Origin of the sequence: Archangium sp. (assembly GCF_036277355.1) — a bacterium.
Classification (GTDB): domain Bacteria; phylum Myxococcota; class Myxococcia; order Myxococcales; family Myxococcaceae; genus Archangium.
On record NZ_DASUNC010000015.1, the window covers coordinates 1 to 19,919 of the forward strand.

Annotated in this window: 18 protein-coding genes; 4 read left to right on the forward strand and 14 right to left on the reverse strand. The window is 66.4% G+C overall.

Translation table 11 applies throughout. The features are described from left to right. From VFZ09_RS02610 to VFZ09_RS02620, 3 genes are all read right to left on the reverse strand, one after another. A partial coding sequence (locus VFZ09_RS02610; RefSeq protein WP_329725851.1) for a hypothetical protein occupies positions 1 to 216 on the reverse strand: 216 nt, incomplete at its 3' end. 77 nt (positions 217 to 293) lie between these two features. Further along, positions 294 to 947, reverse strand: coding sequence for a type IV toxin-antitoxin system AbiEi family antitoxin domain-containing protein (locus VFZ09_RS02615; RefSeq protein ID WP_329725852.1), 654 nt, complete (start codon positions 945 to 947; stop codon positions 294 to 296). 753 nt (positions 948 to 1,700) lie between these two features. Beyond that, positions 1,701 to 2,903 (reverse strand): DUF2381 family protein, encoded by a 1,203-nt coding sequence (locus VFZ09_RS02620; RefSeq protein ID WP_414640666.1) that lies wholly within the window; start codon positions 2,901 to 2,903, stop codon positions 1,701 to 1,703. A gap of 266 nt (positions 2,904 to 3,169) precedes the next feature. Here VFZ09_RS02620 and VFZ09_RS02625 point away from each other — a divergent pair, with 266 nt between their 5' ends. Then, positions 3,170 to 3,313 (forward strand): hypothetical protein, encoded by a 144-nt coding sequence (locus VFZ09_RS02625; RefSeq protein WP_329725854.1) that lies wholly within the window; start codon positions 3,170 to 3,172, stop codon positions 3,311 to 3,313. Between the two features lie 3 nt (positions 3,314 to 3,316). Here the strand turns inward: VFZ09_RS02625 and VFZ09_RS02630 are convergent, their stop codons facing one another. The 5 genes from VFZ09_RS02630 to VFZ09_RS02650 all read right to left on the reverse strand — a co-directional run bounded on the left by VFZ09_RS02630 (position 3,317) and on the right by VFZ09_RS02650 (position 9,663). Next, positions 3,317 to 4,135 (reverse strand): hypothetical protein, encoded by an 819-nt coding sequence (locus tag VFZ09_RS02630; RefSeq protein ID WP_329725855.1) that lies wholly within the window; start codon positions 4,133 to 4,135, stop codon positions 3,317 to 3,319. Positions 4,136 to 4,413: 278 nt separating this feature from the next. Beyond that, positions 4,414 to 6,459: a lipoxygenase family protein gene (locus VFZ09_RS02635; RefSeq protein WP_329725856.1), complete on the reverse strand. Its 2,046-nt coding sequence runs from the start codon at positions 6,457 to 6,459 to the stop codon at positions 4,414 to 4,416. Between the two features lie 54 nt (positions 6,460 to 6,513). After that, a complete protein-coding gene (locus tag VFZ09_RS02640) occupies positions 6,514 to 7,227 on the reverse strand; it encodes a hypothetical protein (RefSeq protein ID WP_329725857.1) in 714 nt (237 codons plus the stop codon). A 103-nt stretch (positions 7,228 to 7,330) separates the two neighbouring features. After that, positions 7,331 to 9,271 (reverse strand): M56 family metallopeptidase, encoded by a 1,941-nt coding sequence (locus VFZ09_RS02645; protein ID WP_329725858.1) that lies wholly within the window; start codon positions 9,269 to 9,271, stop codon positions 7,331 to 7,333. Continuing rightward, positions 9,268 to 9,663: a BlaI/MecI/CopY family transcriptional regulator gene (locus tag VFZ09_RS02650; RefSeq protein ID WP_043397949.1), complete on the reverse strand. Its 396-nt coding sequence runs from the start codon at positions 9,661 to 9,663 to the stop codon at positions 9,268 to 9,270. The genes VFZ09_RS02645 and VFZ09_RS02650 overlap by 4 nt, the downstream gene beginning before the upstream one ends. A 104-nt stretch (positions 9,664 to 9,767) precedes the next feature. Here VFZ09_RS02650 and VFZ09_RS02655 point away from each other — a divergent pair, with 104 nt between their 5' ends. After that, positions 9,768 to 10,274: a hypothetical protein gene (locus tag VFZ09_RS02655; protein ID WP_329725859.1), complete on the forward strand. Its 507-nt coding sequence runs from the start codon at positions 9,768 to 9,770 to the stop codon at positions 10,272 to 10,274. Positions 10,275 to 10,333: 59 nt separating this feature from the next. Here VFZ09_RS02655 and VFZ09_RS02660 read toward each other — a convergent pair whose 3' ends face one another. After that, positions 10,334 to 12,046: a lamin tail domain-containing protein gene (locus VFZ09_RS02660; RefSeq protein WP_329725860.1), complete on the reverse strand. Its 1,713-nt coding sequence runs from the start codon at positions 12,044 to 12,046 to the stop codon at positions 10,334 to 10,336. A gap of 322 nt (positions 12,047 to 12,368) precedes the next feature. Between VFZ09_RS02660 and VFZ09_RS02665 the strand changes: the two genes are divergently transcribed. Together VFZ09_RS02665 and VFZ09_RS02670 are read left to right on the forward strand one after the other, a co-directional pair. Next, complete coding sequence (locus VFZ09_RS02665; RefSeq protein ID WP_329725861.1) at positions 12,369 to 13,379, forward strand: DUF2169 domain-containing protein; 1,011 nt, start codon at positions 12,369 to 12,371, stop codon at positions 13,377 to 13,379. A gap of 55 nt (positions 13,380 to 13,434) precedes the next feature. After that, entirely contained in the window at positions 13,435 to 14,460 is a 1,026-nt protein-coding gene (locus tag VFZ09_RS02670) for a hypothetical protein (protein ID WP_329725862.1), read from the forward strand. A gap of 9 nt (positions 14,461 to 14,469) precedes the next feature. Here the strand turns inward: VFZ09_RS02670 and VFZ09_RS02675 are convergent, their stop codons facing one another. From VFZ09_RS02675 to VFZ09_RS02695, 5 genes are all read right to left on the reverse strand, one after another. Further along, positions 14,470 to 15,246, reverse strand: a complete 777-nt coding sequence (locus VFZ09_RS02675; protein WP_329725863.1) for a hypothetical protein — start codon at positions 15,244 to 15,246, stop codon at positions 14,470 to 14,472. Further along, positions 15,243 to 16,208 carry a type VI immunity family protein gene (locus VFZ09_RS02680; RefSeq protein ID WP_329725864.1) on the reverse strand — a complete coding sequence of 322 codons (966 nt, stop codon included), beginning with the start codon at positions 16,206 to 16,208 and terminating at the stop codon, positions 15,243 to 15,245. The genes VFZ09_RS02675 and VFZ09_RS02680 overlap by 4 nt, the downstream gene beginning before the upstream one ends. 45 nt (positions 16,209 to 16,253) lie before the next feature. Beyond that, the gene (locus VFZ09_RS02685; protein ID WP_329725865.1) at positions 16,254 to 17,129 is read right to left on the reverse strand and encodes a DUF4150 domain-containing protein; all 876 of its coding nucleotides are present in this window, start codon (positions 17,127 to 17,129) and stop codon (positions 16,254 to 16,256) included. A gap of 219 nt (positions 17,130 to 17,348) precedes the next feature. After that, the gene (locus VFZ09_RS02690) at positions 17,349 to 18,446 is read right to left on the reverse strand and encodes a hypothetical protein (protein ID WP_329725866.1); all 1,098 of its coding nucleotides are present in this window, start codon (positions 18,444 to 18,446) and stop codon (positions 17,349 to 17,351) included. Positions 18,447 to 18,463: 17 nt separating this feature from the next. Further along, complete coding sequence (locus VFZ09_RS02695; protein WP_329725867.1) at positions 18,464 to 19,879, reverse strand: vWA domain-containing protein; 1,416 nt, start codon at positions 19,877 to 19,879, stop codon at positions 18,464 to 18,466. Positions 19,880 to 19,919: the final 40 nt, after the last annotated feature.

A 19,919-nucleotide genomic window follows, 5' to 3' on the forward strand; every position in this document is an offset into this window, starting at 1 on the left:
TGTCAGTACGCCATTGTGTGCCCAGAAACGGAAGACCAGCCCGGCACCGGCTTCCTCCACGTGGCTGGCTACTCCACGCATGCCCGAGAGTGCTGCAGTGGCCTCGGCCCGGCGCGCTTCTTCGTCCGTCTCCGCGTGACGTGTCTCCCACGGTGGAGGCAGGTCCCTCCCGACGTCTTCAGACGGAATGTCTTCCTCGGGCTCGATGCCATCCATCGCTCCTGTTGTCGCGCAGGCCTGGAGCACCAGTGCCAGGAGGCATATCCACCCGGCGGTTCGAGTCGTTCCCCATCTCATGGGGAACGAGCCTGGCTGGCCTGGTTTCGGAAGAGCTTTCGGGAAGTCTTGCGTTTCTGTCGTGGCGACGACGCGAGGTGCCTCCCTTCAAGGAGCGGGGACAACCTGTCCCGTAGTTCACGGGGAGATGCGAGACCCCGCTGTTGTATTTGCCTGTAGGCGGCGTGGATGAACTCGGGGAGAACGGCCGCGGTCGCGCAATCAACGAGCGTGCGCAGAGGCGACGTCACGGGGACTCCGCCAGCCCAGGTCCGATCGGCCCCCTTCACGTCCGCGAAGTACAGGCGAACGCCAGATGGAGTGCGGAGCCGGCGCCGTGACCATGTTGCTGGCAGCGTGAGGTGATACACCGCTGCCAGGGCATCCGAGAGATGGTGCAGCGAGAGTGCTGTCTCATGGCTGAACACGCCCGCCTGTTCGCTCCACAGCCAGAGCACGATGAGGTCTTCATGCTCCCCCGCCGGGTAGTGCGTGAGCCGGTAGACGCCACGTCGTGCGCGCTGCAGGCGGCCCTGCTTCACATGGTGGGTCAGGAGAGGCAGGGAGTAGCCCGCCTCCTGCGCCTGCCGCGTGGTGACGTAACCACCCTGGCCCGCGGCGACTTCGTAGAGCTGCCCCCAATCGGGTGGATTCGGGCGATTCGGCTGCATGCACGAACGTTAAATCAGATTGAACATTCGTGCACGAGGTAGACCCTGACCCCAACCCTCTCCCAGGGGGAGAAAGGGTCCTCCAGTAGTTTCGGGCACTTAGACCGAATTGATGGGGGCAAAAACCATCAATTCAGGTCTCCTCTGGTGCTCGCAGCTACATTCTCCACTACACGGGACACGCACCCGACGTGAACCGACCGGCTGGGGCGTTCGGGCGACGTGTCCCGGTGGGTGTGGGTCGGCTCACCGGAACGAGTTCACAATGAAGACCCCAGCACTGGAGAATTCGAGGATGGCCGTTCCGGGCTTGGACTCGGGCTTTTTCTGCATCTGCCCGTGAGCAAGTCGAGCCACGGCGCAAATGGGGAAGGGCTCGCCGTCTGCTGGGTGTGCCTCGTAGTACCGGACAGCGACCTGTGGCCCCCCGGTCCACACGCGCCCATAAAGACGGGTTCCTGTCGAGAGGGGTCCGAGGCTGCTGGTCAACATGCTTTCAATGGGACCATCCGACAGCGTAATGGGACTGGTAAGACTCTGATTAACATCTAGTTCAACCGTAGCGCCGTCCCCCACACGCAGGTTGAGGACCCGCATCGCTTCAAGAGCCTTTTGCGGACACTCCTGTGGGCCCGGGCCCCCGTCCGCACGAAGCGGAACACCTCCGGTGGTCGTGCAACCGAAGAGCACGCAGAGCAGTAGAACAGTTGCGACAAGTGGCGCGTGGGTTGGACTCATAGGGATACCCATCTACTAGCGCAGCATCACCGGGTCCAGATTCACCAGCGCCTCCCGCAACCCGCTTCCTCGGCGGAAAAGTTCCAGCACCAGCCGCTCAGGACCTGTATTCGAGTCGAAGGCGCTTGCATCCAAGACAACCGCTATCCGCCCGCTTTCACCACCCGGTCCCCAAACCCCCCGGGTGGCTCGTAGAGCACACGGCTTCTTCTCTCTACTTGCCTCGCTAGCCAAGCGGGCATCCAACAAACTCCAAGACTCGGTCGGGTGGTTGTTGGTCACGGTGAAGACCACCGCAATCTTATCGTTCTTTTTTCTATCCTTATTCTTGGTGCCGAGTACGGTTATCATTACCTCAACATCGTAGGGATTCTTGAAAAGATGGACGAAGAGCGGAGTAAAAGGAGTCAGTTTCACCGCGTCCGTTGCCAAGAGCGCGGCAAGGGCATGATCAATTGAGGTCTCTTCCTTCCGGTAGCGCTCGTTTTCTTCCGTGAGACGCTGCTCTTTGTATTGGGAATACTCCAGTCGGCTCTGGAGAGCGCCCTTAGTCTCATTGTCTGGGAATACGTTCACCTGATGGTCGAACTGCTCATTGCGCGCCGTCACGGTGAAGGGTACTTCCTTCCCGTCCGCTAGCGTCACCACCAACAAGAAACCATCCTCGGGCTTGAGGTCTTTGAGCGGCTCTACGATCACCTTCCTTCCGACGCATTCCACAGGCTCAAAGCGACCTTCCCAGCCCAGCAGCTTCGTTCGCTCCCGGTCACAAGGTTGCTCAAATCGGAGGACCGTTACCATTTCGCCCGCGACGTAAACCGATGGCACTTCCGCCTTTGGTTCGTCCGAAAGATAGAGGTTACGAGACACGGGCTCGTGTCCCTTGGCCACAGCCACGGGCGCCAGCAGGACGAGAAGCAGGGTAGACCAGGGAGGTAAGAAGTTCCGCATATCGCGGGTTGACCTACCAGATAAGGGATGGGAGCGGCCAGCCCCCTGTGCGAGGGCCTGTCGTGGCGTCTCGAAAAGAGACTGTCCTGCGCTGGCCGTATGAAACCCTTGACTTCTGTTGTGTTCGTGGATGTGGCCCTGCTTTGGGGGCTGTTCGCGTCCGGTTGTTCGGCTGGTAGGGCGCATTACGCCTACTCCAGCGGGACGACGGACTACACCTACATGTCGAGCCGTCCCGTAGTCCCTGGCGCAAGCGGCCTGCTGCATCAAGAAGCATCCACAGGACCCAGTGGGCGCTTGTGGGGCGACGCAATCCGAGGTTGAGCAGGTGCTCAGGGCTGCGCGCGCCGATGCTGACGATGACGACTACTCCAACAACGCTTCTCTGCCCGAGTGGAAGCAGGCTTGCATTCGCAACTTCAATAGGTGCCAGGATCGTAGATGTTACCGCGCACGCTTGTTGATGGGCGCGTGAGCGAGTTGGTTGATGGGCATCACGTCGGTGGTGGTGTGCCACCGTAGGTGATGGGGAGGTGTCGCGCATCGTGAGCGGGGAGCTTTACGCCCGCGTACCGCTCAGCACGAAGGAACAGGACCAGAGCGCTCGACGCAAGGCGATTACCGAGATGCTCGAACGCGAGTACGCCAAGGTGACGGCGAGCCTTCCGCGCGCATAAGAGCTACAGCCCGACCAACCGCTCGGCGGACTTGATAAGTCCTGGGACGGCGTGCTCGATCACCATCCGGACCGCAGCCCATCGGGTTGCCCGGATGTACCAAGTCATGTCGCGCTCTAAGTAGCTGGTTTCGACACCGGCGAGGCGGGGTTGATAGTGCCTGTTGCCGTCCATGAAGATCTGCCACACGGGTGCCCCACTAATTCCTTGCAACGCTGGGGCTGAGGTGGGCTGTCCATCAAAAGTTCCGAAGTCGTTCCTTTCGAGGGGGAATAGGAGCTCGGTTTCGGGGTTGTACGGCTCTGTTCCCGCATCGAACTTGGCCGTGAACCGAAATTTGTCGGCCTCCAGACCACCTGTTGTGCGAGCACAAAGTTGAAGCGGCCAGCCGGTGACGTGGAACCACGCTTCTTTCAGATCCTGCTGTGGCGCCAGATCGGCCACGGTGACCGGTGTCCAGTTTTCTCGGATCGGGTTTGGGTCTGTGAGCCGGAGGATGGCTACGTCGTATTTCGGCGACGCACTCCATTTGCCTGATAGGGGCACCAGAACACCGCCAACTCCAGGAACCAACAGGTCGGAGTCGTGCGGAGTGCCCCTTGGAGATCTTGGCGGGGCAAGATCTCTGAGGACATGCTCGGCGGTGACCAGGAACCATTCCTGTTCGCATCGAAAGAACCAACCAGTTCCGAAAAGCCGGGGGTTGCCACCAACCTGCTTGGCTACCAACGGAACTGAGTAGGCGTCTCCGAGTTTGCGGAGTGGCTCCGCAATATCCCGCAGAACTTGGAGACCGGCATCGGTGGTGGACTTGATGACCATGGTACTAGTGGACTGTCCACGAAGTCCTTGGACATAGTCGAAACAGGATCCCGCGCGGCGCTATAGGCGGGAAGTGTTGGCCTGTTTGGAGGTCGGCGCTCCGAAGATACTGCAAGGGGAGCGCTCAGCGCTCAGGCCGAAAACTCCCGATGGGAACACCTTCCCTCCGCGAGATGCTCCGACTGGTCCGACAATCGGACCAGCTGCTCATGTTCGCCCCCGGAAGCAGCCCGACTCTTCGCTCCGCGACTATGTCCAAAAACTTCGTGGACACTCCACTAGATGTTGATGCTCTGCGGAATCGCCGTGGGCAGCAGCGTCTCGTAGGGGATGCGCGAGAGGTTGCGCCGGCCGATCTCCTGCTCCGTGGCGCGCAGGCGCTTCTGGAAGACCTCGAGCGCGGGCCACACGCGCGCGTCCGCGAACCAGGGCTCGCGCAGGTACGTGTCGTAGCCGCCCAGCCGCGTGAAGTACACGTTGCCCAGCCCGAAGGTGACCGCCTGCTGCAGGAAGGCCATCTGCAACGGCGGCAGGTGGGTCAGCTCCGTGCTCGCCGGCAGGTACTGCACCGAGGTGGGCGCGGGCGCGTAGGCCGCCAGCGGCAGGGCCGGCGTGTAGCTCATGACCGTGCGCTGCGGGAAGTTGACCGCCGCGTGCTGCACGCTCGCGGTGAAGAGGACGTAGGTGGCCAGCTCCACCAGGTACTCGAACGTCTGGATGCCCCCGCCATTCTCTCCCACGTCCTTCAGCTTGCCGGCCTCGGGGCTGCCGAGCTCCGTGACCCAGGCCTGCAACTCGGAGTCGCCGCGCACGGCGGCGTCATCGTTGTAGTAGATGGCCAGGTAGTCGTTCACCCACGCGCGGATGTCATTCCAGAGCAGCAGCGCGTCGTCGCGGTACGGGTAGTCCGGCAGCTTCGAGGCGTCCTCCACCCGGCGGGCCGCCAGCGCCCGGGGCAGGAAGGCCTGGTTGATGGAGTGGTGGGCCACGGCCTGGATGCTCACCTGGGTGGAGGCCTTGATGTCTCCGGCGAGCAGCCGGTCCACCGGGCCTCCGGGCGCGATGAGCGACGTCTCCGCGGCGTTGTTGATGGCCAGGGTGCCCTGGAAGTGCGGCGTCAGCAGCAGGTAGAGCGGGTGCTGGGGCGCGAGCTGCCGGTGCGTGGACAGGGTGAACTCCTCGAGGACCAGGTGCGTGAGGCCCAGGTGCGAGATGAGCTCGTGGTAGTTGCCATCCGCCACCTGCACGTGCAGGCGCGCCAGGCGCCAGGAGGTGCCGTCCTTGGGGGTGAAGATGGGGTTGGCGCGGCCCGGCGTCTGGGCGCACTGGATGGCCACCGCGCGCAGCTTCCGGTCGGGCTGGCCCGCGGCCGGCACGGCGAACAGGGCGAGCGGCGCTTCGATGTACTTCTGCCCGCCCGAGGTCTGTCCGGTGGGAATGCCCTGGAAGACGGCGTAGTCCAGCAGGTACAGCCGTCCCTCCCTGCCCGCGCGGGCCAGGGTGTCCTCCGGTCCCATCACGGATTGGAACTGCGGGTCCGTCACCGGGAACTTCTCGGGGAGGACGTCGATGCCCTGGAGCAGCACCGGGTTGGGGCCGGCCAGCCGCATGCGCGCGAAGATGAGATCGGTCTCGTAATTGCTCGCCACCGCCGGGGGCTGCAACAGCGAGAACTGGGCCGAGTAGGCGTCGAGCGACCCCGCCTTGCCGGACAGCCCCAGGTATTGCAGGAACAGCTCACCGGCCTCGGACAGCAGCTTCTTCAGCAGCTCATCGATGAGGCCGAAGATGTCCTGTGCGAGGGCGGCGGGCGCATCCTTCCCGGCCTCGGTGGCGATCTCGGAGACCACCGCGACACCGGCGGTCTCCTCCAACACCTGGCCCGCGGCCTTGAGCAGTGTCCGGGGGCGCTCGATGATACCGGCGATGAACGCCACCCCCGGGGTGTGCGGAGCCTGGTGGAGCCGGGCGGTCCGGTCCGACAGCCGGCTGAAGCCCTCCGTCAAATCCTGATAGAGCGCTTCGACCCTGCGCAGCTCCGTCTCGGACAGGTTGGCGTCGTTCTGGACCGCCTCTCCGTTGTCGAAGAGCTTCGCGCCGATGGCCAGCACGTTGCCCAGGAGCTGCAGGGCGGTGGTGGCGATGCCATCCAACCAGACGAAGGAGAAGTTGTCCTGACGGGGGACCTGGGCGGCGATTCCCAGCGGACTCAGCCGGCTGTCGAAGTTGTAGGCGTAGACCTGCCGCTGTTGCGTGAGCGTGGCGAGGCGCTGCTGCTGCTGGGCGGGAGAGTCATTCTGGGGAAGGGAGGGAGTGGGACGCATGGCGCTCCTGGGCGGTGGGGCCATGCATCATCTTTCATTTCCCCTCCCGGCCCGTCATTCCTTTCGGCCGCTTCCCTTGTTCTTGGAAAGAGAGCGAACGTAGTTCCCATCGATTCGGTGGATGCGCATGTCCACGAGCTGCTGGAGGGTCACATTCGGGTAACCCGCCTCGCGCATCTCCTTCACGAACTGCGGGGTGACGCCGTGGATGCGCGTGGCCACCAGGTCATCGAAGTCCAGCTTGCGGAAGCCCAGGTCCGCCATCTCGCGGATGTGCTCGGGCGTCACCTGGAAGATGGCCACCTGGAGCAGCTCGTCATGGGACAGCTTCGTGTAGCCGAGCTCCGCCAATGCCTTCACCCGCGCCGGCCCCAGGTCGAAGATGGCCAGCTGGAAGTGCTCGTCCGGGGTGATGTTCGTGTAGCCGAGCTTCCCCATCTCCTCGAGGTACGCGGCGTTCGGCTCGAAGGTGTAGTGGCCCGCGCCCTCGCCGTTGGCGAAGCGGCCCTCGAAGCGCAGCGTGCCGGCCTCGCGGGCGAGCTGGAACTTCGTGTCCGCGCCGTCCTGCGTGTTCAGCCCCTGGATGGCGGAGCGGGGGATGCTCAGCCCCATGTTCCCGTGCTCCTGGACGCGGAAGTTCATCTGCAACGTGTCCTCGCGCGGGGTGGCCGTCCACGTGCCGCTCTTCGCCGGCGCGGCCAGCGCGGAGAAGGTCCACATCAGCAGGGCGGAGACGAGCAGTGCGTACGTCGTGCGTGGGGTGTTCATGGTTCGGGCTCCTTCGGGAGACTTCGGGCAAAAGGGAGCCCGGCGGCGCGCGCGCGAGGCGCGGCCGGGGGCTCGTGGGAGGTGGGGGGAAGGGGACTGCGCGTTACTGCTTCTTGCGCAGCTCGCGGATGAAGTCCGCGTCCACGCCGAGGGCGCGCATCTCCACCACCTTCTCCGCGGGGAGCTTGTCGAGCCCCGCCTCGCGCAGCGTGCGCAGGTACTCCGGCGACACGCCGAGCGCCTTGAGCTGCGTCAGGTTCTCGGCGGAGAGCTTGTCGTAGCCCGCGGCCTTCAGGGCCTGCACGTACTCGCCATTGACGCCGAGGGCGCGCAGCTCGACGAGGTCGTCGAAGTCCAGCGTGTCGTAGCCGGCGGAGCGCAGCTCGGTGATGAAGCGCTCGTCCACCCCGAGGGCCGCCGCCTGCGTCAGCTCGTCGGCCGAGAGCTTGCTGTACCCGGCCGCCGCGAGCCCCTTCACGCGCTCGGGCGTCACGCCGACGTGCCGCAGCTCCACCAGCTCCTCGGCGGTGGGCTTGCCGCCGAGGAGGGCCGTCATCTCCTTCACGTACTCGGGCGTCATGTGGGCGTGGCCGAACCGCACCAGGTTGGCCACCGTGGGCTCATAGCCGAGCGACTCCACTTCCTTCACGCGCTCGGGCGTGACACCGGCCACCTTGAGCGCGACGAGCTGATCCACCGAGAGCGGCTTGTCGCCCACGCGCGTGGTGTCCTCGTCCGAGTCGTAATCCGAGTCCGCATCCACATCGATGTCCACATCCCCGCCCCGCTTCCCGGAGAGCATCGGCCTCGGAGCGGGAGCAGGGGCGGGCGCGGGAGCGGGGACGGGCGCCTGGGCAAGCATCAGCGCTGGAGGCGCGGGCGGAGCCGGAGGCGCGGCGGGGAGCGTGGGTGCCAGGGGCGCGCTCACGGGAGCGGGCGGCTCGGGGGCCTCGGCCGTCGCCGCGGGAGGCGCGGGAGGAAGGGCGAGGGCCACCAGGGGGCCGGCCACGGCCATGCCGCTCATCAGCGTGACGACGGACGCACCGGCCACCCACCGCGAGGAGCAGCGCGCCGCGGGGGTGCCCACCAGCCGGCGGACGCGGTCCGTGAGCGAGCCGCCCAGGGCGGACATGGCCGGGCTCGCCGTCTCCAGGGGCATCAAGCGCAGGGACTCGAGCGCGGTGAGGGCGCGGGCGTAGGAGATGGGGTTGCCGCTGGTGCCCACGGCGATGTCGTCACAGCAGTGCTCGCGCTCGACGCGGATGACGCGCGACATCCACCACACGGCCGGGTGGTAGAAGAGCAACGTCTCCACCAGCGTCTGCACCAGATTGACGGCGAAGTCGTAGCGGCGGATGTGGGCCAGCTCATGGGCGAGCACCATCTCCAGCTGGCGGGCGGACAGTCCGGTGAGCGCCGTCACGGGGAGCAGTACCACCGGCCGTAGCCAGCCCACCGCCGCGGGCACGTCCAGCGCCGCCGAGCGCAGCAGCCGCACCGGGCGCGTCATGCCCAGGCGCCGCGCCAGCCGCTCCAGCGCGTCCTGCCACTCGGTGGGCGCGGGCTCGGCCTCGCGCACCAGGCGGCGCAGCTTCAGCCACCCGGACAGCAGCCGCAGCGACGACACCGTCACGCCCAGCCCCCACGCCAGCACCAGCCAGTGCATGTGCTCGCCGAGCAGCGGCAGCACCCGCTCCAGAACGGGCGTGGGCCGGGCGGCGAGGGGCGCCACCGGGGAGCGCTTCTCCACCGCGCGCTCCATCACGAGGCCGGGAGCCCGGGCCACGGTGGAGGTCCGCTCCACGGAGGCGGGGGTGCTCGGAAGGGGCTCCGCCTTCTGGAGGGAGGCGTAGTGGTGCCAGCCGGTGAGGGCGGGCAGCACGAGCAGGAGGGCCAGGGCGCCACAGGAGAGCAGGTAGCGCACGGAGGCCGCGCGCCGGTCGAGCACGCGCAGCGCCACCGCGAGCGCCGCGGCCACCAGGGTGCCCTGCCACAGCAGGTGCAACAACGCCCAGCCCAGGGACTGCGACACGGCCTCGCTCATGGCGTCTCCTCCCCTTCCAGGGTGTCCAGCAGCTTGCGCAGCTCGGCGAGCTCTTCCGCCGAGGCCTTCTTCGTCGACAGCGCCTGCATCGCGAGCTGGGCCGGGGAGCCACCGAAGGCCCGGTCCAGCAGGTCCGTCACGAGCTGCCGCTGCGTCTTCTGCTGCGTGGCCCGTGCCTTGTAGACGTGGGCTCGCTGGGACTCGTCGCGCTCGACGAGCCCTTTTTCCGTCATGATCTGCATCAGCTTGAGCACCGTGGTGTAGCCGGTGCCCTCCTGGCCCTTGTTGAGGGCCTCGTGCACGTCGCGCACGGTGCTGGGGCCTCGCTCCCACAGCACCCGGAGGATGCCCAGCTCCGCGTCCGTCGGGCGCGGCAGCGTCGGTTCACTCATCGCACTCCCTCCCGTCAGCTTTCTCCCTCAAGGTATACGAAGGGGTTCGTAGATGTCAACGAAGGTCTTCGTAGATGGTGGGGCGGTAGGCCGGGGAACAGGCAATGGCCCTACGTCATGGGAGCGTGCTGATTGCCGACTGTCTGCCTGGCCGCACCCGCACCGTACCGGGAGGGGACTTCCGGCTCCTGGGAGCGCACCCCACCTTCCGGGGAGATCGGAATGTGGAGCAGGAGGCCGCGATGGCGGACAAGCGCAAGGGTGGAGCGGGGAAGCAGAAGCGTACGGTGGTGCGCCGGCGCCGGACGGCGGGAAGCTCCGCGGGACGCATCGCGGTGCGCCGGGACACCGCCGCGTATCGCAGCGCCGCGATGGACGAGCACTCCGTGGCGGTGCGCGAGCAGATCAACGCCGCGCTCGCCGAGGCCCGGAAGATGCGCGAGGACATCGAGCAGCGCATCGAGGAGCGCCTGAAGGAGGACGACCAGGGCACGCCCGGTCAGGTCATCTCCCGGCTGACGGCCGAGGCCCGTCTGCACATGGTGCGGCCCCTGGGTCTCGAGGCCCGTGCGAAGGCCGAGGACAAGGGCCGCTCGAAGAGCTCGAAGTAGGAGCGGGGCCCACCGGCTCCAGCCAGGACGGCGCTGGAGCCGAGGGGAACGGCCGTGACTCAGTAGGCGGTGCCGTTGGCGCGCGTGCCGGGCGAGGACGTGGCGCTCGACAGGGTGGTGTGCAGCACGAAGGTGGCGCCGCTGGTGACATCCGGGCCGCGGTTCATGGACACACCGTCGGTGCCCGCGAGCGACGAGCTGTAGGTGGTGGTGTCCACCGTCGTGCCCGCCGCGTTCTTCAGCGTCACGGTGTCGCCGCTGTTGCTCAGGTTGAGGCCGCCCGAGGTGGAGCCCACCGCGTTGCTCACGCCCGTGGGAATGCCCGCGGCGGCGCCGAACACGGTGATGGCCTTGCCCGCGGCGAGCGTCGTGCCGCTCGCGAAGGTGTGGCGCAGGCCCGCGGCATCGGAGAGCGTCCAGCCGGAGAGGTCCGCGGCCGTGCCGCCCGAGTTGACGATCTCCACGAACTCCCCGTTCACGTCCGAGCCGGCCTCGTTGGCGAGGATCTCATTGATGAACACCACCGCCGCGCCGCCCCCGCCACCCGAGGTGGTGATGGAGAAGTTCGCGTCGCTCGTGTCGGTGATGGCGGAGTTGGAGGCATCGCTCACGCGCACCTTCGCGGTGGTGGTGGTGGTGCTCGGGACCGTCCAGCCATAGGAGCCCGTGGAGGCCGAGGTGCTGGCGGTGAGGGGGGTCCACGTGGAGCCGTTGAGCGTGTACTCGATCTTCACGCTCGTCACGCCGGTGGCCGTCCAGGTGATGCTCTGGGCGCTGCCGGCGGCATAGCTCTCGCCGCCGTTGGGCGAGCCCACCGTGATGCTCGCGGTGGTGGTGCTGTCGGGGATGAGGAAGTCCTTGATGACGGCCATGTGCTGCATGTTGGTGGCGCCGCTGTCGGAGCTCAGCGCGGGAGCAATCTCCGAGATGGGCGAGTACACGCGGGTGTCGATCACCGTGCCGGCGGCGAAGGAGCTGGAGCCGATGACGGTGGCCGTCTGCCAGGCGCGCAGGTCCGCGTCCACGAGCACGTGGTCATACGGGCTGCCGCGGCTGGCGTTGGTGTTGGTGTTGCCGTTGCGGTCCGCGGGGTACGGGCTGGCGGTGCTCACCACCTGGGAGAAGGTGGTGAAGCAGGACTCGGTGCGGCTGCTGGTGTTGTAGTCACCGGCGATGACCAGGTAGTCCGTCGTGGGGACGTTGGCCTTGATGAAGTTGACGAGGTTGGTGGCCTCGGTGTTGCGGATGCTGCTGCTGGTGGTGAGCAGGTGCACGCTCACGACCCAGAGGTCCTTGGGGCCCGGCACGTCGATGCGCGCCCAGGCGAAGTCGCGGTTGGAGACCTGGGTGTCGTCCCACTCGCCCGAGGCGATGATGGGGTAGCGGCTGATGATGCCGTTGGGGATCTGCGCGCCGCCCTCGCGGTAGTAAGAGAAGCCCGTGCCGAACGCGGTGTCGACGAAGCTCCGGATGGCGCTCGCGGAGTTGTCCCCGTAGTTGAACTCCTGGATGGCGACCACGTCCGGCCTGGTGCCCTGGAAGATGCGGATGCCGTGGCCCGGGTCGTAGCTCTGGTAGTTGCCGCTGGAGATGTTGGCGGCCATCACGCGCAGCGGCACGCTGACCGCGGCCTCCTGGGTGCCCAGGGGGTCGTTGACGGCCTCCTCCTGTGACACGCCACCGCAGGCCGCCAGCGTGAGGGAGAGCACGGCCGCCAGCAGACGGCTGTCGAGCCGCGTGGGCCTCGAGGACGAGGTTTCTGTCTTTCGCACGATGTCGGTTCCTGCCCCGGGAGCCGGGAGCGGTGGGAGGGTTCCTCTCGTTATCGGCGGAAAAACGAACCTTGTTGCGTGACGGTGTGTGAATTCCGCTATGGCGCGATGCGTGAGCGGAAGCGGGGCGCTCAGCTCCCGACGCGGGTGGACTCGGGGAGGGGAGCCGGAGCGGCGGGAGCGCCCGAGTCCTCCTGGCCATCTGGCTCTGATGCCTACACCCCGTGCGACCGTTTCGTCGACTCAGGGGCCTCGCGGACGCATGCTGGGCCTGTGGGTCACTGCGCCCGTTTCAAAGGAGCATCCCTTACAGGAGTATGCCATGTGGCAGTTGGTCAACCAGACCCCCTACGCTGCGGAGCGGTGTTTTGCTCGGGACCGTGACGGAGCGGAACTGTGGGTGGTCGCTGTCAAAGGAACTTTCGACATCCTCCCTGATGGCTCGACGAAGCTCTCGGCATCGCAAGAGGAGGTTTGCAAGGTTCCCCGCTTTCATGGCGAGCCCGGTAAATCAAGCTTGATGTACGAGAGCGAACTCGTTCCTGGCAAGCAGGCGACGGACGTGCTTCTTCACGGCTCGGCTTGTGCTCCCGGGGGGCGACCCGTGACTCAACTGGATGTTGCCATGCGGGTGGGTCCTCTCACGAAGGTGCTCCGTGTCTTTGGTGAGCGGCGCTGGCGCAAACGCGTGGGGCTCGGTCTGACGTCTCCCGAGCCGTTTGTAGAGATGCCTATCGTTTACGAGCATGCCTTCGGTGGGGTGGACACGGAAGCAACCCCACGGACTGACGCGTGGGAGCGACGTAATCCCATCGGAACTGGCTTCGCATCATCCCCCGACCGGTTGGTAGGCCAGCGCGCGCCATGCATCGAAGACCCACGGTTTCTCATCAGCTCTTGGGCGGATCGGCCGCCGCCCGCGGGTTTTGGTCCCCTGTGCCGTGACTGGTCTCCTCGTCGAGAGCGTGCGGGCACGTATGATGCGAAGTGGCAGCAGGAGCGCCAGCCTCTCGTCCCGCTCGATTTCGACGACCGTTTCCACCAGTGTGCTCCTGACGACCAACAGGTGTCCGGTCACCTGCGAGGCGGGGAGCTCGTGACATTGCTCAATCTGGGGCTGCGTGAGGAACTGCGCTTTGCCCTACCTCGCGTCTGGCTGGTATTCAGCACTCGGCTCGGTCGACAGCGGGTGGAGCATCGGGCCCGGCTGCACAGCGTCATCCTCGAGCCGGGCGCTCCCCGCGTGATGATGGTCTGGGCAACCAGCGTGCCGTGTCATCATCGCGAGCATATGCTGGAGCAGACCACCATTCGCGAGAAGCAGTTCATTTGATGGGTCAAGCCTTGTGGGAGGAGGGAGCCGCACGATGCAGGAGAGTTCTTCCATCATGATCGCTGGCCTGGGGGCGCGTACGCCTGTGGGCACTAGCGCTCCTATGTCTGCTGCGTCGGTGCGCGCCGGCATTGTGCGCTTTGCCGAGCACCCCTTCATGGTGGACGGAGCGGGCGCCCCGATGGTGGTGTCGGCTGCATCGTATGTCCCCGCGACGGTTCTCGGGCTCGAGCGCTACCTTGCTCTTGCCGTGCCCGCGATGATGGAGGCGTTGGAGCCACTCGCGCAGGTGCTGCCCTCGCTGCGGCCTGTCCCCGTGGCATTGGGGCTCCCGCTCGAGCGTTCGGAACTGCCCCCACGCTCACAGGTCGCGTCACGGTTGGAGGCTGCGCTCGAAGGGCCGCTGGAAGGCCGGGTCCGCATCTCGCGAGTACACTCCGCCGGACACGCGGCGGGGTTGTTGGCGCTGCAGACGGCGGCGGAGTGGCTGAACCAGGGTGCCGAGCTCTGCCTCGTCGGTGGAGTGGAGAGCTATATCGAGCCCGAAATCCTGGAATGGTTGGATCGGCGCGAGCAGCTCAAATCCCAGACCCATCGTTGGGGCTTCGTCCCTGGAGAGGCCGCGGCTTTTTGTCTCGTCGCTTCCGAGCGAGTGATGAGCCGGTATGGACTTCGGCCGCTGGCACGTGTCACCGCAGTAGCCTCGGCGATTGAACAAGACCGGCCGGACACGGGCCGGGTGTGTACGGGGATTGGGTTGACGCGAGCGCTACAGGGGGCTCTCGCCGCGCTCCCATCGGGTGCGAAGGTCGATCACGTCTTCGGGGATCTGAATGGGGAGCGCTCCCGTGCCGACGAGTACGGTTTCAGTATTGCCAGGCTCGGGGAGCGCTTCGTGGATGCCACGGAGGTGTGCACACCGGCGGACTGCTGGGGAGACGTGGGCGCCGCCTCGGGGCCGCTCTTCGTCAATCTGGCGGTGGCTGCCAGGCTGCGACGTTACGCCAGGGGGCCTTGGAGCCTGCTGTGGACCAGCTCGGAGTCTGGGGATCGCTGTGCCGCCCTCGTGGGCCCGGCGTGAGTGTGCACGTCATTCAATGATGAGCCGGCTCAGCCTGGCCTCTCGCGCGTGGAAACCTGCCAGCATGTTCAACAAGGGGATGACGCAATCCGGGGTGACTCCGTACTGCGTCACCTGCCATGCCACCTCATCCCCGGAATCCACGGGAAGATCGAGGAGCATTTCCAGGGACTCCTCCTCGACGGGGGCCTCCAACTGCGACGGCGTAGCGTAGGCCCCCAGGTCGCCGAGGACGACCCACGCGGCGACGATATCGTCGAGATGATCCACCACGCTCGGGTCTACTTCCGATGCGAACTGCACGGTGAGCAGTGGGCGCTTGGTGCACCATTGCACGGAGGCGGGGAAGGGGAGCTGAGATGTTTCGGGTGGATACTCGAGGATGTCCGCGGTCCTCCACAGGCGGGTGGATGCGGGGATGCCAATGCCTGCTTCCGTGTTGGAGAGGGTGACGTCTACGCGCGAGCTCCAGTGCCGGTGCTGGTACACCAGTGCGCGGACGAGCAGCCCGATGCTCTGGGGCTGATAGGGATACGACGTGAAGGTGATGTGAATCGCGTCCCTGTCCACATGAAGCGTACCCGTGGGTGCTGTTCCCGCTTGTGCAGCGAGCGGGAGCCTGAAGGCCTCCCACTGGAGGTGGGTGTTGAACGACTTCATTGCCCTCCCATAAGTGTCCGCGACCTGCTCGGTGGTAGCGCCCTGTCCATCCCACGTGAGTGTGAGCTGAAGGGGTCGGGAAGGATCGACAGGCATGGGGAGCAACACCATGGGGCGAGCCTTCATGCAGCGGCGTCCTCCGCGAGCCTGCGCATCCACGAGAGCGTATCCTCGTACGCTTGTTCCTTGAAGAGAACGGCGGGTCTGTCAGAGAGGAGCGGGCGCAGGCGCCGTGCGAGGGTCCGTTGCTCCTGTGAGACATCCTCCTGGCGGTTGCGGTCGCCCAGCCGTGGCTCCGAGCCGGCCTGAATGCTCCACCCGTGCTCCAGGGGTCTGAAGACGAAGTCCCCCTTCAGCGAGCCCCGGAGTTCCTTCTCTCCCCCGAGTTTTTCGAGGAACGGGTGGGAGAGGAACGTGATCCAGCTTGGAGGCCGCAGGACGGCCTTCATCTCATAGTTCTCCAGATGGGGCTTGGTGATTTCCAATCCAGGGTACCGTTGCGCCGCCGCGTAGACCTTGGTCGCGATGATGCTCGAGTACGGGCGGATGGTATCCAGGGCGGAAGTCCCCAGCGTGTACCCCAGGTAGCCGGAGTGAAAGGGTAGGTGCTGGAGCATCTGGTGGAGGCGGGTCACCAGGGGCTCCAGACCCATCGTTTCGAGCAGATTCCAGGGGAAGAAGATTTGTAGGAATCCGGAATCGTCCGGGCGGTTGGCGTGGTCCTGACCGAACAGGCGGAAGAGATGCTCTCCAGTGCCCATGTCCGTTGGGCCATCCTGAAGCCAGATCGCGCAACTGCTGCCATAACTTCGGCGCAGGGAGAGCCATCCGTCTATGGTCGAAAAGGCGCGTGACGCGATGGGCTTGTAGCTATTGGAGGTGCCACCGAGGCTCTGCCAACGGAAGACGGTCTTCGGAACGAGCTGGAGGTATTGTTCGAACAACTCCCTGACAGCACTGGCCACATCGCGGAAGGGAATGGGCAGGAAGAGGGTGAGTCCCATGCTCAGGCTGACAAGGCGGACGCTCTGTCCGTTGATGGTCTCGATGTGCTCCAGGTTCCTGGCGGAGGTTTCGGTTATCGGCATGAGAGGCTCTTTCACGAGAGCTCGGGTTGAGCCCAGGGGCGCGGCTCAGCCGCATATGGATTCAGATGGCATGATCATTTCCACATCTTGTGGAGGCGTGCTTAGTTCCCGGTAGGCGTTCCGCTCTTTGTCGTTAGGCTTTTGCGGTTGCCCGTAGCCTTTCCCGTCGCTGGAGGGATCGGGATAGGGCTTGCGTGTGGACGGGGGGCAGGGGAACTTGAACTCCACCACCCTTTTGATGTCCCCTGGCTTCAGCGTCGATTTAAGGGCACGCTTACGCTTACCGACGCTGATGGTGCTCTCGGGAAATGTCCCCGGAGCTGTCAGCACCACATCAGGTATGATTCGAGTGACGGGCTTACCTGTCTTCGGGTTGGTCATACCCTGCGGTGCCTCGAAGCGTGCATTGACCCAGATGCCCTCCCCCTCCTTGTCCTTGAGCTTGCGCGTTGCGCACTTGCCGCGCCGGTCGATGAGATCCGCGCACTGCTTTTCCTGAGGGAGGTTGCGATTGGGCTGCTCATCATTCTGACACTTGCAGGCGACCTCCTCGAGTGTCTTGATCATCGCGGCAAGCTGTGTGGGCTGTATGAGGCCCGCCATGCAGAGGGTGTTGCCGTGATTCATGGTCATCTTGTCCGTCAGCCGGCACGCGTTCTTTCCCTCCAGCTTCACGTCGAAGGAGTAGGTGAGCCACTTGGCCTCCTTCATGTTGGTGCTGGACTTGACCCCACCCGCAGTCCCCGGTTCGTCTCCGTTGCTGCTGCTGAACTCGGACCCCTTGATGGCGCTTTTCTTGCCGTCGGACGTGACCGTCTTCGTCCCGTTCTTCAGGGTGCTGGACTGGGCGATATTGGGATAGGGAATGGGAACGGGGCCACCGGGGCTGGGCGTCTTGCAGACGTTCGGCAAGGTGGCCATGGAAAACCCAGTACTCTCCTCATGAACGAGTGTCAGTCCGTTGACGATGACAGTCACTGGCATGGAGAGCCCTCTGGCATGAGTACACGGAGAGTGTGAGACGTCAGTCTCACGCAATCGCGTAGCATACTCAATGTCGTTCTGGCCACCACGAGTGGGGTGGCCAGCGTCACTCTTCATGGCTCAGAGCGTCTCGGCGGTGTCGTGCTCGCGGGGCGCTCAGCTCCCGACGCGGGTGGACTCGGGCAGGGGGGCCGGAGCGGCGGGAGCGCCCGGGTCCTCCTGGCCGAGGGCCGCGAGCTTGCGCGCGAGTTGCTCGGCCTGGGCGCCCTTGGAGCCGATGTCGCCGCCCTTCACGCCCACCAGGGACACGCGGGCGCGCTCCAGCAGGGCCACCTGCGCGTGCAGCTGCGCGAGCAGCCGCTCCCGCTTGCGGCCCAGCAAATCCAGGTGGTTGAGCTCCTCGCCCAGCGACGAGGCCGCCAGCTCCAGCTGCCGGCGCGCCACCGCGTCCGTCGCCGCGGCCGCCTTGGCGCGCAGCTCCTGCACCTGGGCGTCCACCTCTCCCTGGTGCACCGCGCGCAGCTGCGCCTCCAGCTCCGCGTGGGACTCGGCGAGGGAGAACACCTCGCGCGCCATCTTCTCCAGCACGCCCAACAGCTCCGTCTTCCCGGGCCCCGGCGTCAGGCGCGCGGCCTCCTTCTGGCACTGCCGGTACAGCGTCACCGCGCGAGACACCAGGCCCTGGGCCTCGCCGGACAGCTGCTTCTCCAGCGCGGTGCCCTTCGCCTCCACCGCGTTGCCGTGCACCGTCACGTGCGTGGCGAGCATGCCCACGCTCCAGAAGAGCGCCACCGCCGTCAGGCCCAGCACCGTGCCCACCGCGCCCAGGCGCCCGTCGAAGAGCCGCGCGTCCATCACCGTCTTCACGTACAGCCCCAGGGGCACCAGCGCGCCCGCGCCCACCGCACCGGCCAGCACCTGCAGCGGCTTGGGCTTCCACTGCGTCCCCAGCCAGCCCACCACTCCGGCGGCGATCGCGCCCGTACAGGCCTCGGACAGGGGCGAGGGGACGAAGAGCATGTCCGGGAGGTTCAGCAGCACGGGGAAGCCCAGGAGCATCCCCACGCGCACCTTCCAGTCCGTGCGTGCCCCGGCCAGTGCCGCGCCCGCCACCGCGAAGAAGCCCACGTCCACCTGCACGTTCAGCCGTGAGGCCGCCACCGCCAGCAGGCCCGCGGCGGCTCCGCCACCCAGCGCACGCAGGGTGCGCACCTCGAAGTCCTCGCGTTCCTGGAGCTGTATCGACAGGGGCATGGCCGGGCTTTCCTGAATCAGTCTGTACCGTAGGAGTTGTTCTGTCCGAACGTCTTCAGCGACTTGCGATGAAGCTGTAACGCCTCACGCTTCACGGAGGTTTCATCCTGGGCGTTGAGATAGGCTGCCTTCGTCTGGTCCACGTCCGCAAGCTCCCCCGCGAGCGCCGACGCGGAGCTGCCGAACAGCCTCCGGGCGTTGTCCAGCAGGCCCAGGGCCTTCTGCCGGTTGCCGCGCTTCATCTCCTCGGCGGCCGCCTGCATCTCCCGGGCCCCGAGCGCCTTCACCGCGTGCACCCGCACCTCCTGGTCCAGGTTGGCTCGCACCAGCGCCTCGTCGTTCGTCACCCTGGCCGACAGGGGCAGGGACGTCTCCACCGCCCGTGCGGCCTCCACGTCCTGGTAGCGCAGCTGTACCCCCAGCACGCCCCGCTCCGCGCTGGAGGTCTCCCTCAGGCCCAGCTTCAGCTTCACCACCACCTGGACCTCCTGGCCGCCCGCCAGGTCATACAGGCGCACCACCCGGGTCAGGCCCTCGAGCCGCGTCGGCACGCCCATGACCTCCACGTCCTCCACGCCCTCGGGCAGCTCCAGCCGCAGCTCCACCCCGCGCGCGACCGTCCCCGCCGCTTGATCCAGCTCGCGCCGGAGGATCTCCGCCAGCTTCTCCGAGTCCTGGATGTAGCCGTAGAAGCCGCCGCCCTGCTCGGCCATGCCCCGCATCAGCCGCTCGTTGAAGTCCTCGCCCACGCCCAGGCCGCTCACCGTCATGCCCTGGTGCTGGTACGTGTCCACCAGCCTCAGCAGCTCCGCGTCCTCGACGAGGCCCTCGGTGGGCTGCCCGTCGCTCAGCAGGAGGATGCGGCTCACCCGGAAGTGCTCCACATGCGCGAGCAGCTGCTGGGCCGCCGCCTGCAGGCCGCCGCTGATGTTGGTGGCGCCCTCGTCCTGGATGGCGTCCACGAACGCGAGCATCCGCTGGCGTGCCTCCTCCGTCACCTGCTCGCTGGGGAAGACGCGCACGTCCGAGCCGTAGTGCACCAGGGCCAGCCGGTCCTCGGCGCTCAGGCGCTGCACCAGCAGCCGCGCGGCGCGCTTGGCGTCCGTCAGCTTCTGGCCCTGCATGGAGCCCGAGCGGTCGATGACGAGCGCCAGGCTCACCGGCACGCGCTTCTCCTCGCGGGGCTTGTCCGCGCGCACCGTCAGCACGGCGTAGGCCTCGCTGGGCCCGGTCATGAGGTACGCCCCGGACAGCTTGCCCTGGAGCGTCAGCGGGCCGTCCTTCGCGCTGGCCAGGGGCAGCACCACGCCGGTGGGAGCCTCGCCGGGCCAGGCCAGGGTGTGGCTCGTGTCCTTCGCGCGGGGCAGCCCCACCACCGCCGCCGTCAGGGCGAGCAGTCCGGTGGTGGCCAGCAACAGGGTGGTGCGGTTCATCGGCGGTCCTCGACAGACGGGGGAGGGCGGAGAGCGCAGC